Origin of the sequence: Akkermansia massiliensis (assembly GCF_018847375.1) — a bacterium.
GTDB classification, from domain to species: domain Bacteria; phylum Verrucomicrobiota; class Verrucomicrobiia; order Verrucomicrobiales; family Akkermansiaceae; genus Akkermansia; species Akkermansia massiliensis.
Window position 1 is genome coordinate 686468 of sequence record NZ_CP072036.1, and the last position, 13775, is coordinate 700242.

General features: G+C 59.0%; 8 protein-coding genes. 2 read left to right on the forward strand and 6 right to left on the reverse strand.

Features of this window, described 5'->3' with window-relative positions:
- Positions 1-228 precede the first annotated feature (228 nt).
- Both J5W70_RS02905 and tkt read left to right on the forward strand, forming a co-directional pair.
- Entirely contained in the window at positions 229-972 is a 744-nt protein-coding gene (locus J5W70_RS02905) for an acyltransferase (RefSeq protein WP_022397570.1), read from the forward strand.
- A gap of 201 nt (positions 973-1173) precedes the next feature.
- A complete protein-coding gene (tkt, locus tag J5W70_RS02910; RefSeq protein ID WP_022397571.1) occupies positions 1174-3177 on the forward strand; it encodes a transketolase in 2004 nt (667 codons plus the stop codon).
- Positions 3178-3479: 302 nt separating this feature from the next.
- On the opposite strand, the gene J5W70_RS02915 is transcribed toward tkt, so the two are convergent.
- The 6 genes from J5W70_RS02915 to J5W70_RS02940 form a co-directional block, all read right to left on the reverse strand.
- A complete protein-coding gene (locus J5W70_RS02915) occupies positions 3480-5057 on the reverse strand; it encodes a sulfatase (RefSeq protein WP_022397572.1) in 1578 nt (525 codons plus the stop codon).
- 25 nt (positions 5058-5082) lie between these two features.
- A complete protein-coding gene (locus tag J5W70_RS02920; RefSeq protein WP_022397573.1) occupies positions 5083-7950 on the reverse strand; it encodes a sulfatase-like hydrolase/transferase in 2868 nt (955 codons plus the stop codon).
- Positions 7951-8029: 79 nt separating this feature from the next.
- On the reverse strand, positions 8030-8824 hold the full coding sequence (locus J5W70_RS02925; RefSeq protein ID WP_022397574.1) for a PEP-CTERM sorting domain-containing protein: 795 nt from the start codon (positions 8822-8824) through the stop codon (positions 8030-8032).
- A gap of 392 nt (positions 8825-9216) precedes the next feature.
- Positions 9217-11064, reverse strand: coding sequence for a GreA/GreB family elongation factor (locus tag J5W70_RS02930; RefSeq protein WP_215832915.1), 1848 nt, complete (start codon positions 11062-11064; stop codon positions 9217-9219).
- A 98-nt stretch (positions 11065-11162) separates the two neighbouring features.
- Positions 11163-11681, reverse strand: a complete 519-nt coding sequence (locus tag J5W70_RS02935; protein WP_022397576.1) for a hypothetical protein — start codon at positions 11679-11681, stop codon at positions 11163-11165.
- A gap of 389 nt (positions 11682-12070) precedes the next feature.
- Positions 12071-13669 (reverse strand): hypothetical protein, encoded by a 1599-nt coding sequence (locus J5W70_RS02940; RefSeq protein ID WP_215832917.1) that lies wholly within the window; start codon positions 13667-13669, stop codon positions 12071-12073.
- Positions 13670-13775 lie beyond the last annotated feature (106 nt).

Sequence of the window (13775 nt, forward strand, 5' to 3'; positions counted from 1 at the left end):
TTCAAGGGTGTCAACAAAGTTTCTTTCAAATCCCGGAAAGGCAAACAACTTGCTTGCGGCCTTCCTCCGCGGGACGGGAAAACGGCGCATGGCGTACCCCATGAAGCCAAGCCCTCCCGGCGGCTGCCTCCAGGCAACGGGGCCAAGGCCATTGCGCCATTTTCCGCTTGACCCTGAATGGAGAATCCGGGAGAGTGCCTTTCTCGATGAAGAATCGGGGCTTTCCTCATGAACCGTTTTCTTGCAACAATCTATTGCAACCTATCTCTTTCTCCGCAAACGAGAAAGAAGCGCCGCGTCCGCCTGGGTTTGAAGACGGGAGGGGAAGGTTATGTAAACCCGGTGGGAAACCGCATTTTTCTCATTCTTCCTTCCGGCGAAAAACAGCTTGTCGAGCCGTACCAGATACCGGGGTCCGTCCGGCTGAACATTGAGGGAGAGCACAACACGCTCATCTTCCATGCTCCGCTCTCCTTAAACAATATCTCCATCCACATCTGGAAACATGTCCGCGGCGCGAAAATCGAATTCGGCTCCTCGTCGTCCGGGCACAGCCACTGGAACAATGTCAGCATTCTGGCAGCTGCATCCGGAAGCGCCCTGTCCATCGGCCATTCGACAAGCATCGAAGGATTAGCGGTCATGCTTGTGGGCGGCAAATGCCACATTGGCAACGATTGCATGCTTTCTTCCGGAATCACCATCTGGGCAAACGACTCCCATCGCCTGATGGACGCCGACACGGGGGAACTGCTCAACGACCAGCCGCAGGGCGTCCTCATCGGCGACCACTGCTGGATCGGGCAGGGGGCAACCTTCACCAAAAATGCCATCATCCCGGCAAATACGGTTGTCGGCCTGCAATCGGTCGTCACCAAATCCTTCCGGGAGGAATTCACCGCTCTGGCGGGAAACCCGGCCAAGGTCATCAAAAAAGGGGTCAAATGGAGCCGTGAAAGAGAAATGGGCTAAGGACGCCCAACACGTTCCTCCGCAGCTTCATGGCCTGAACCGCCTGCGCATGCCGGGCCATGTGCCGCAGGGGGCGCCGCGGCATGCGGACCGGAGATGCCCGGCGCTTCCATCTTCAATGCTTTTCCCCCGCTCCGCCCTGTTGCCGGAGACGCATTTTAGGCTTCCAATATGGGGCTGATCTGCTCATATTGCCCGGGCATGAATCTTGACCTTCTCCAAAAAGCCGCCAACCAGGCGCGGGGACTTGCCATGGATGCCGTTCACGACTGCGCATCCGGCCACTTGGGCCTGCCGCTGGGGTGCGCCGAAATCGGGGCCGTCCTGTTCGGCGATCTGCTCAACATCTGCCCCGCGCAGCCCCGCTGGCTCAACCGTGACCGCTTCATTCTCTCCGCCGGCCACGGCTCCATGTTCCTTTACGGCTGGCTGCACCTGTCGGGATTCAACATCGGCATTGAAGACCTCAAGGGCTTCCGCCACAAGGGCTCCATCACGCCCGGCCACCCGGAATTCCGGGATACGGAAGGCGTGGAATGCACCACGGGGCCGCTGGGCCAGGGCATTGCGAACGCCGTCGGCTTCGCTCTCTCCGCCAGGCGCGCCGCCGCTCGGTTCAACAAGCCCGGCATGGACATCTTCACCCAGCACATCTTCTGCCTCACGGGGGACGGCTGCCTCCAGGAAGGTGTGGCCCGCGAATCCGTCGCCCTGGCCGCCGTCCTGAAGCTGGACAACCTCATTCTCATTTACGATTCCAACGACATCACGCTGGACGCCCCTGCGGAACGCACCCAGCTTGCCGACCCGCGCGCCGTGTATGAAGCCCTGGGCTGGGACGTGCGCCAGATCGACGGGCACGACCTCAAGGCCATCGCGGAAGCGGTGGAAGCCGCCAAAAACGCCAGGAACGGCAAGCCCCAGCTCATCATCGCCAAAACGGTAATCGGCAAAGGCATCCCCGGCATTGAAGGCACCACGAAGGGCCACGGGGAAGGCGGAGCCAAGCTCCAGGAAGAAGCCCACGCCAACTGGGGCATTCCTGCCGGGGAACGCTATTACGTCTCCGAAGACGTCCGCAGCGCCTTCACGGACCTCAAGGCCAGACGGGAAGAAGCTTTCAACGCCTGGAACGCCACCTACGAACAATGGCGCCGGGCTTATCCGGAACTGGCCGCGGAACTGGACTCCGGCATCTGCGCCTGCGCCAGGGGCGTCAATCCCGCGGACTCTGACAAGGCCATCCCCGCCTTCCCGCAGGACTACAGCGACGCCACGCGTTCCGCCGGAGCCGTCGCCATCAACGCCATCGCCAAGGCGGACCCCTGGTTCCTGACCACCAGCGCGGACCTGTACAGCTCCAATAAAAACTACCTTTCCGGCGCGGGGGACTTCTCCGCGGAAACCCCGGAAGGGCGCAACTTCTGGTTCGGCATCCGTGAACATGCCATGGCCGCCATCTGCAACGGCATCGCCTATGACGGCCTGTTCCGCGTGAGCGCCGCCACGTTCTGCGTCTTTGTGGACTACATGCGCGCCGCCATCCGCGTGGCCGCCCTCAGCGGCCTGCCCGTCACCTACATCCTGACGCACGATTCCGTGGCCGTGGGCGAAGACGGCCCCACCCACCAGCCGGTGGAAACCGTCTCCGGCCTCCGCGTCATCCCGAACCTAGACGTCATCCGCCCGGCGGACCCGGAAGAAACCGCAGGAGCCTGGATGGCCGCCATGCAGCGCGCCGACGGCCCCACCGCCCTCATCCTGACCCGCCAGAAGGTAGCGACCCTGAACAATATTCCCGTGGAAACGCGCCGGGAAGGCGTGCTGAAAGGCGGCTACGTAGCCCGGAAGGAACAGGGAACCTTGAAGGCCATTATCCTTGCCAGCGGTTCCGAACTGGAACTGGCCCTGAAGGCGGCGGAAAAAACCGGAGAAGGAATCCGCGTGGTTTCCATGCCCAGCTTCTTCCGCTTTGACAAGCAGTCTGCCGAATACCGGGAAAGCGTGCTTCCCTCCTCCTGCGCGAAGAGGGTTTCCGTGGAAGCCGGCGTCACGGACCTCTGGTGGAAATACCTGGGCTGCCAGGGCGAAGCCGTGGGCATCAACCGCTTCGGCTTCTCCGCACCCGGAGCGCAAGTTCTGGACGAGCTCGGCATGAACGTGGACAACGTCGTTGCCGCCGTCCAAAAGGTGCTCTCCAAATAATCTGCGGCGTTTAACCGCCATTCCTTTTCAGGGGCTGTCCCGCATCCGGCGGAACAGCCCTTTTTCATGACCCGCCAGAACATCCCCCGGAAAAGGGTTGATGAAACCCCACCCAACACCCCCTCTGCCCGCAAGCTCCGTCTTTCTCCGTATGAATATGAACTGGCCAACCCATTAAACCTGGCTATTTCCACATGCCGCGGGGATTGTGCCTCCGGCATCCCGGAAAGGAAGGCCTGCATCATTCATCCTCTGGATCCACTCACCAGGCGGTTCAGGATAAAAAATGGACAGCCTTCACCTTATTCCCGCGACACCTTCAGCCTCAGGAACCGCCGCGTCGGCGCGTTGCCGTCAATCACTATGGAATCAAGGTATTCGGCACGGTCTCCGGATGGCTCGACCGTCGCTTCCTCCCTCCAGGTAACCAGGTCTTCCGTGCTTTCCACGCTGAACGTCACGTCCGTGGCCGCCGTATTCACCGACCATTCCAGCACCAGGCGGCATTCCCCGTTTTCCTCCCTGACCGCCAGCCTCGTGACGCTTCCGCAGGGCTTGTTCGGGTCCAGCCCCGCGGCATACTTCATCAGGTTGGTGATGCCGTCGCCCGCGGGACAGGCGTCCGGGACAGTCTGGTCCTCCGGCGTTCCGTCGGCAAAATGGTCCTTCTTCCATTGGTCATACGGGGAAGGCGTACGCGTCCAAGCGAGCACCAGGGCGCTTTTTCCCGCCGTATTCTCCTGTTTCAGGGAAAAAGAACCCTCACTCTTCCAGGCTTCCGCACTGGCGGCGTCATAGGAAACGGAGGGAAGAGCCGCCATGGAAAGAGTGGTCCCTTCCACCAGCTTCCAGCTCTGTTCCTGTTCCTTCCCGGCCATGACAGGGAGAGCCACGCGGATTTCCGCCGTGCTATCCAGAGACACTGGCCCCTCCGCGCTCCACTTGGCCTCCTGGCTAGGGTTCCGGGGGAGAGAGAAGGACAGGCATGCCCCTGCGGCCACGTCCAGCCGCGTCATTCCGCGCACGCCGGCGTTCGTGCCGAGCCGCACCGTTCCGCCTTCCACGCTCACCGGAAAATGGCACAAGGAAATGCCGCCTAAGCCCAGCGTTCCTCCCCCCGTCTTTCTCAGGCTGGAGGTGGAGGAATACCCGGCGAAGGAATAAAGAGGGTCTTCCATGCTGACCAGGCAATCCGGGTCCGCATGCATCACCAGGCGCACATGGCCCATGACCGTGATGGAATTGGGCACGCCGCCCGTGGAGGCTCCCGCGGAACGCCCCCGGAAATTGCCGCTGAAGGAAACGGGGCGGGAGGAATCCGTGGACCGGAGGTTGAGCACGGTGGGAGCCTCCGCGCTGCCGCCGGAAACGTAAACGGCGCCCCCCAGGTTTCCGGCGCTGTTTCCGGTAAAGGAACAGCCGCCTTCCACGTTCACGGTGCGCTCCTCCTCCCCGTCATTGGCATCCAGGCACAGGGCGCCCCCGTTGTGGGCCGCCGCGTTGCCGGAAAAGGAGGAACCCGCCGCTACCTGCACGTTCCCGCGGCTGTAGAGCGCGCCGCCGCTGCCGCCCTCCGCCCTGTTGCCGGTAAAGGAAACGGCGGCCTGCTGGACTACGGAACCTGCGTAAACCGCTCCGCCCTGGGAGAAGCCGCGCACCGTGTTATTTTCATAGGAGGCGGAGCCGGAAAAAGTGACCTGCCCGTAATCCAATATGCCGCCGCCGTTGCCCGTCTTGTCCGCATTGCTGGAGCCGCCGCCGGCATTGACCAGCACATCCGCCAGCAGAAGGGCCCCGGAGAGGAAGGCGGCGGACCCAAGGCCAATCCTGAGAAGACGCAGACGACCGGGAAGAACGGAAAAACAACGTGTTTTCTTCATGAGTCTTGTCCAGTTGGTGAAAAGTTTATTGCCGGATGGGAACGAAGGAGGAAGCATCATCCGGGTCCGTTTCACCGGGATCGATGACGCCGTTGCCGTTGGCGTCCTCCACAAGGTCGGGAACGCCGTCGCCGTCGGAATCCACATCCGGGAAATCAGGCATGCGGATGTAGGCCGTCCCCACCGCCTGGCCGTTCCTGGTGAGGACGGGATATTGCGCATCCGCCTGACGGAGTTCCCGGATCAGGGAGCGCGCCATGCGCATCAGGCGTTCCTGCTGCGCCGGGTCCTGAGCCAGGTCATTGCTCTCTCCGATGTCGTCTTTCAGATTGAAAAGCTGCCACGGGAAGCGGCCCGCGGTCCTGTAGCCGTTGCCGGAATACAAATCCGTATGGGCGTACTGGTCCATGTAATTGTAAATGACCTTCCAGTCTCCTTTCCGGCAGGTGGAATAGAAATTGGCGTAGGAATGGTGGTGCGGGAAATGCTGGAATATCTTCTGGGTGCGGTGGAAGGAAGAATCCCCCCGGAAATAGGGACTGATGTCCTCCCCGTCCACCTGATGGCCCACCGGAACCTTCAGCTTCAGCATACTCAGAATGGTGGGATAAATGTCCCAAATCGCCACGATGTCATGGTTCACGGAATTCTGCGGAATGGGATATTCCTGCTGGATGGGGCTGGAGGAATCGGCCTCCGCCCAGCCCACAATCATCGGGATGCGCGTTCCCCCTTCGTAACGGCTGCCTTTGCGCCCTCTCAGGGGAGCTACGGCGCTGATTTTCTCAAGCCATGGAATATCTCCGCTATAGCTCTGCTGGATGGGAGCGTCTCCGCCGTTGTCGGACATGAAAATGACCAGCGTCCTGTTGGCCACGCCCAGTTCCTTGAGGTAATCCATCAGATCCCCCAGGGATTTGTCCATGCCGCCGATCAGGGTGCCGAAATTGCGGAGATTGCCGCCAATGGAAACTCCCGGTTCAAAGGACGTGCCCGAGGGATAAGTATCGTAGTCCCCGTTGGGGTCCGGCTGGTCGTGCCGCTGGTGGACGGCGTAATGGGTCATGTACGCGAAGAAAGGCGCATTCTCATCCACGGCGGCCTTGATCTGCTTCTTCATCTCCAGCGTCAGGGCATTTGTCAGGAAATTCCTCTTCCTGTCTTCCGCCGCAGTGGTTCCGTAATATTCCTCCAGGTCAGGAACATGGGTGTTCCCGGAGCCGAACTGATCCTCTCCCCGGTAGGAGGCGGGCTGTCCGGCGGAGCAGCCGGCTATGTTGACGTCAAATCCCAGGTTGGCTGGATTGGAATAAAGCTGGTTGGACGGGGCGAAGTGGGCCTTTCCCACCGTGATGGTCCGGTAGCCGGCATCCTTCAGCACGCGGGGGAGAGGAATTTCCTGCTGGCTCATCCCTGCCATGTTCCACTGGGGAGCACGGATGTGGGGAAGACCGCCGCTGTATTCATTCAGCGTGGGGGCATTCACGGCCGTCCAGTTGGTGACCCGGTGACGGGCGGAGGTCTTGCCCGTCATCAGGGACGTGCGGCCCGGAGAACACAAAGGGCACGAATAGGCATTCGTGAACTTCATCCCCTGCGCCGCCAGCCTTTCCATGGAGGGCGTTTTATAAAAGGCGTTCAGCTCCGTAACGACGGGCTGGCCGTCCTTGTAATAAAATGGCACGGACGTATCCTGCCAGCCCATGTCGTCCACCAGGAACACCAGGACGTTGGGCGTGTTCTCCGCCAGAACGGAAATAATCAGGGACTTGCTCTTCTCCGTGCCGTCCGCCGCGGTCAGCGTCAGCGTGTACTGCGTCGTCTCCGCGGGAGACACCTGAACACTGCCGGCTCCCGCCGTGCTGGTGATGGGAATCTCCGCGCCATTGGCGGTCAGGGCGAGGCTTTCCGCTTTCACCGTGCTCCATGTCAGAGTGGCTTTCTCATCACTGCCGGGAGCAACCCTCTTTTTGTCGGATTCAAAGAGAAGGATTTCCGGTTCCTGCTTCCTGACGGTCACCGTCACTTCTTCCTTGGAAACGGTTCCGTCCTCACAGGCGGCGCTGAGAATGTAGGTCGTGGTGGCGTCAGGCTTTACCGTGACGGAACCCGTGCCGTCTTCCGTAGTGGCCGGAATATCCCGGCCGTCCCTGGTGCTCAGCGTGACCGCTCCGCACTTCCAGGTTTTCCAGCTCAGGACGGCTCCGGAGGTTGAATCTTCCATGACCTCTGAAGGAGTCGCCGTAAAAGTCACGATGCCGGGAGAAGGAGCCGTCAGGCGGACCGCATTGATGGCGGAACGCGTTTGGGAGGCCCCGTTGCCCGTAATGGTAATCGTTCCTCCGGTGACCGGCACATACTTCAGCGTCAGCTTGTTGCCTCCTTCCTGAAACGCGCCGGAAAACGTGCCGCGGTCCTGGATGGTGCCGGTGAGGCCGTTAACCGTATAAAGCATGTCCCGGTCCGAGTCATTGCAATCCCCGTAAATTTCCACATGGCAGTATTCCGCCATGGAATCGGGAAGCCGGGAAATCACGACGTTTTCCGTTCCCCGGATACCGGCCCAGGAATCCATGAGCAAATAATCACGGTTCCTGCCCGACGCAAAAATGCCGTTGCTGGCGCAATAACCCGGATTGATGGCGCAGGAGGCTTCCGTGGACACTCCCGCCGCAGTTTTCAAGGAGGAAACGGTCGTAGCGGCATTCGCCGCAGGCTTGATGAAATTCCATGTTTTTCCTTCCTCCGCCAGGGTTCCGGGCTCCGCCTGCCGGAACGCCGCCTCCGTGGCCGCAGTTCCGTTCAGCACTCCTATCCCTATTTCTTCCGCATGCGCCAGGGAGCAGGCGGCCAGCACAGCCGGAACCCATCCGCACCAATTCAGCTTTCTCATGGCGATTTCCTCTTCCGTAAACAGGAAGGCGCCGACTGTTCCTTTCGCGAACGGCCGGCGCCTGCATGAAAAACAAACGTTACGCGCGCCTGCGGCGCATCAGCAGAGCGCCCAGGCCCAGCAGGCCGAGACTGGCCGTGGCCGGTTCAGGAACGGAGGTCAGCGCCAGGGCATTGATGTTGCCGGTACCTCCCTGGGACTGGATATCAAGCCGGGTGCCATCCGCCGCCACGTCAAACGTGTAAGTAATCAGCATCCAGTCTCCGGTATGCGTGTTGCCCGTGACGGTGGCGCCGTTCAGCGTAGCGCCGGACCCGGTGGAGTAGTCGTCCAGGCTGGCGGAAATGTTGGAGATTCCGGTGCCGTCAAGGCTGAAGGAAGAAGGATTGCCCGCACCGTAATTGTTTCCGCGTCCCACCAGCATGGTCAGCGTGTAGGTGCCGGCGGACAGGTTGTTCAGGGACATCGTGAAATTGCCGTTCGCGGAGCCTATCGGATTGATCGCGCCCCCCATCGGATTGCCGGTAGTCATATCCTGGCCGAAAACATCGTAAAACTTGTTGCCCTGGCCCAGGGCGGACCCTTTGGCAGCGGCATCGGTCATGGCGCCGGGACCTCCGCAGCAGAGTCCTCCCGTCGTCAGGGTGATTCCGGTGCTTCCTCCCCCCGTAGTGACCAAGGTTCCGGAAGTATAGGAATTACTCTGTCCCGTGGAAATCTTGTTCACTTTCTGTCCGGGTTCTCCCAGATACGTGCCGTCCACAACGGCGGTGCCATTGCCTGAATTGATCCCGAACGAGATCAGAACGGTGGAGGCTTCGGCCGCCACCGCCGCCGCAACCATAGTTGCCAGAATGAATAATGTTTTCTTCATGGTGTCAATGGGATATGTGATTGGAAATGATGAAACACCGCTTCCATTTCTTGACAAATAACGAATTTAGAATCCGTTATGAATGTTAGAAGAAAATCTGAAAAAATATACTGCGCATCTCATTGAAAATAAGCCGTTTTATTTTTTGTGCCTTGAAAAATGAATCTTTGCCGGAGAGATTGTCCAGCCCATTCAAACAATAGTCTGTTTGATTAAGGCATTCATACTAATGAAATAATAATCCGAACTCTGGTCTTTTTTGTTGACCACGGATTCTAAATCCGTGAAACAATGGAAAGTTTTTCCATGAACAACAAAAAGGCTCCCCTCCTTTCAGGATGGGGAGCCTTTTTAAAGGCCTTAGTCAAAAGGGAAAGCAACTCTCTTAAAAATTAAAAAGCGGCTTCAATCTTCGTAATGGTGAACACTTTCTTCTTGTCGCCGTCCATCGGCACGATCTTCACCTGGTCTCCCACGCTCCTGCCCGTCAGCTCCTTGCCAACCTGGGAAAGATAGGAGACAATGTGCTTTTCCGGATTCGTATCCCACGCGCCCAGAATGGTGTACACCACGGCATCCCCTCCGGCCAGGGGCTGGAGGGTCACCTTCATCCCCATGGCGGCCTTGGAGGTATCCGTCACGGCAAAGTCCGTGCCGCGGGCCAGCGCCAGCGCCTGCTCCAGTTCGGAACGGCGGCGGTTAAGCACCTTTTCCACTTCCTTGGCATCCTGGTAGCCGCCGTTTTCACGGAGGTCTCCCTCCGCACGGGAAATCTTCTTGTTGTGCAGGTTTTCCGGAATCTTCACATTCACCAGCTCTTCCAGCTCCTTCTTGCGGGCTTCCAGGCTGTCCCAGGAAACGAAAATCGGTTCCGGCTTGTCGGAGGTATCCACCAGGGCGTCCAGCACGATGGCGTGCAGGTCAGGGAACACGCTGATCACGCGGGCCATCAGCGCACCGCGGTCCTGTTCGGAGAAGGCGGAGGTATTGTACAGCATCTTGGCGAACTGGCGCACTTCCGCCACGTCCTGCCCCTTGATCATTTCCTGGATGATGTTCTTGTCCTCCATAAACAGGTTTTTCAAGCGCAGCATGCGGTTGGGGCCGCCGTCCATGTGGTCCTGTTCAATCAGGGAAAGCATCGCAATGCCGACGGGAAGGCCGAAGAGGGGCTTGGAGGCGTCATGCCGCTGGCGGCATATCCAGATGAGGGATTCAGCCGGAAGAGTCTGGCGCAGCAGTTCATGCTTCAAATGCTTGACCAGGGCCTTGTCATGCCCTTCCTCTATCAGGAACTTGGCAATCTCTCCCACGGCGCGGGCGCCGCTCGCGTCAAACAGCTCCAGCGCCTTCTGCGTCCACTCTTCTCCAAAGACGGCGGGCAGCGTAACGTACACGCGCTTCTGGCGCACGGCGGGCATGGAATTGAGCACTTCCGCGAAGCGTTCCACATCGCCGATATTGGCTTCCACGATGGAACGGAGGGGGTAGGCGGCCTGGGCCGCTTCCGTGTTCTTCACGGCGGCGATCAGGTCGTCCCGGAGCACGGCCAGCTCCAGCACCTGCTGAAGAGCCAGGCTTCCGCCGTTGCGCACGTCGGCGTCCACCGCCTGAACCAGGGCGTTGACGGCGTCCGGCTCCGTCATGACCGTTTCCATCTTGATGCCGTCCAGCACGCGCACCTTGGCTTTCAGGTCCGCGGCCTTGTTGTAATCCTCCAGGGCAGCCTGGGCGCGGGAAAGAATATTCGTGCGGAGCGTGATGCGCTCTCCCTTGCGGGTAGGCATCATGAACTGGACGTTGGAACGGAGCATGGCGCGCACCTTGTCCCACCAGTTCTTCCATTTGTCCGCGGCAATCACGGTGCCTTTCAGCGCGGCTTCCAGCTTTTCCGGGGTAAGGGAATTGCCGTAGCCCTGCAAGGTGACGCGCACCAGTTCCACCGGATCGTCCACGGACAGGTTGATCAGGGATTCGGTATCTTCATAACGCCTGGCCAGGAAATGGTCATCATGGAGGAACTCCAAAATTTTTGGAGCAAATTCCAAGGCAACTTCGTGTTCCGGATTTTCCTCAAAATCAATAACCAGCTTTTTGGCGGCCAGGTTCCAGGAAATGACTTTGCCGGCGCCCCAGGTAGTATGGAAGCAGTAACGGCCAGGTGCGATGCGATCAAGTTTTTCAGCGAGAGAGGGGGTGATTTTCCCCAGAGACAATAATTTCTCCAAGTCGGCGTGCATACTAAAGCGCATGATACGCGCACCCCTACCGGTATCAAGACTAAATTCCCGTAGAGGCACACGGCCAGTGCATCAAGGGCTGCCTGAACCCCTTCCGCCTACCAGTCAAAACGGCTCCCATTGATTCCAAAGCACTCTTTGCGGGGGCACCCTCCCGCCGGCGGAGTCTTCCCCCGCAACACATCGTAATGCTTCATGATATACCCCGCACTGTCCTTCACGCTTTCGTCCTGGTATGCGCTGTACGCACACTCCAGCAGCTTCTCCACGGTTTCAAACCCCTCGTCCTGCGGCGTCAGTATCCTGTTTTTTCCGTCCGTCCCGCGGATGATCACCATGTCCAGGGAATCCGGGTCTGAATCCCCCGCCGCCTTCCCGGCGGCAATCTCCCCGGAAGCGGCATGGTCCAGGACCCGGATGATCAGCCGGGACAAACCCTTCCCCATATCCATCCACTCCCGTTTCACCCTGGGTGAATAATCCCGGCCCACGCCCCCGGCATCCATCCAGAATGGTTCGCCTTCATAAGGAATAAGGCGCCTTTCAGGGGTTCCTTCAAAAAACCAATTGCAATACATCTGGGCAGGATTCAAATTCAGGGAAGAAGCCCGAACCATCAGCGTTCCGTCCAGATAAAAACCGAACTCCTAGTCAAAGGACCCCAGGTAAATGCAGGCATACGTAAAGGGGGGATTTTCCGGGAAAAGCATTTCCCAATAAACGCCGGCGTCACCCCAATAGGCCTCTTCCCAAGCGCATGCGAAATATTGGGCCGGGTAAATGAGAGTCATTCCTTCTTCTACCTCCTCATCTGCCGCCGATGGAAAAGGAACCAGCGAAAAAGTCATCCAGAAGCAGAGCAGCAGTTTGAACATCAGTATTTTTTTAAACCAGTAGAATACCATGGGCAAGTTAATAAAGGCAATTCATCTCCGGCCCTTCCGCTGCGGAGCCCTAGCCCGGACGTTTCCGGAAAAGACACAGGGAAAATCCCCCCGGCCCCGGATTAAAACCACCAGGCCCGGCCACCCCTGCTGCTCCACAGGCCGCTTTCACGGCGATATTCCCGCGCCCCTTCCTCCGGCGTTCTTCCCTGCAGCACGGCACGCTTCTCAATAATTCCCTTCAAATAATCCTCATCGCAAGTGAACAGCAGGTCCATGGTATACAATAAATCCATCAGCTCCACCACGGTTCCCAAATCAGCATCAGCGGCAGACATGATCCTCTCCGTTCCGTCAGCCCCGCGCACGATGCAAAAGCCGGTATCGTCCACGTGATGAGCCGTTCTCCCTTTTCCGGACACCAGCTCTCCCCTGGCAATCCCGGTGAGCAACCCTTCCATCATGCCGCCTATCTCCCTCCCGACGATGAGCCACTCCCTCTTCACCCTGGCTTCACAATCCCCCTCCGCATCCGGAATGCCCTCATAAGGGAATAACTCCCTTTCCGGTACCCGGTGAAAAAACCAGCTGTCATAAACCTCCCAGGGATGATGTGACTGGGATTCCGCACGCCCCATGAGGGGGCCATCCAGATAAAAACCGCAGATGCCGCGCCCGGGAAGCAAACAGCACACGGCGGGCTTCCCCTCCGTCCCCGCCGGGAACAAATCCTTCCAAAGGGGATTTGTTCCCAAAGGCTTCAGAAAACGCTCCCGGAACCCACGGACATATTTTTCTCCCGAATACGGGGAGGGCGCTTTTTCTTCCGGCTCCTCTTCCGCAGCTGCAAACTCCCCGCGCATGCTTTTTTCCCGTTCCCGGGCGGCCTCCTCCTGCTCCATTCGTTTCCAAACCCGTTTACTGAATCCCTCCACCCATTCACTGGACACCATGGGAGGCGGCTCGTCACCCGCTTCTGCGGCATACTTCCGGACGGCGGCGCACTGCTTCATCACCCATTGCTCCCCTGCCGGGGTCAAATCATCCATCATGGCCATGTCTGCCAATCCCCAGGCCAGAAACCTCATGGCCGGCCTCATCCTGCCTTCTCCCCGGCACAGGTCTTCCGCCATAGCGCCGGACTCCCCGCGGAAGTAGCAGTAATTCCCGTCGCACCCGGTCACGTACTGGCGGTACAGGTCCATGGGGAAAGTTCTGCGAGTGACCGCTTCATCCCACGTTTTGCGAAGTTCAGCCGCTACGGCAGGGTTTAATGCCGTCCGGCCTCTTTTAACAAATAAGCGACTGTAAAGAACAGGATTGACCACGGCCTCCACCCAGGCGGCAGAGAGCTCACGATATTCCCGGAATTGGAGGAAATTCAGAACCATATTTCTTTTACGCCCGGCAAAAGGGTCTTCTTCCGTTACGGTATCGGCAACACAGTCCCATCCCTCCAAAAGATTCCCTAAAACGGGAAAGTGCAAGCAGGTCAGCAGCACGGCAGCCTGTTTCATCCCGGGACTCCGGAAATCCGCCACCGGAAACTGGGATAGCATCTGCATGCTGCATGGCCCGATGGCTCTGGCCCAGCACAGTTCGTTCCCGTCCAGATAAAAGCCGAATTCACGGTCAAACGAAGGAAGGTACAGGCACGCATAGGCAAAGGGCGGATTGTCCGGAAAAAGGGTCGTCCAATAGCGGCTGTTCTGGGATTCCACGGCAAAATACTGAACCGGGCATCTTAGAGTACTCCAACTTTCAACATCGGAATGGCAGGTGTCCTCCGCCCGGGACGGAAGTGTGAGAGCGAGAGCCGTCCAGAAA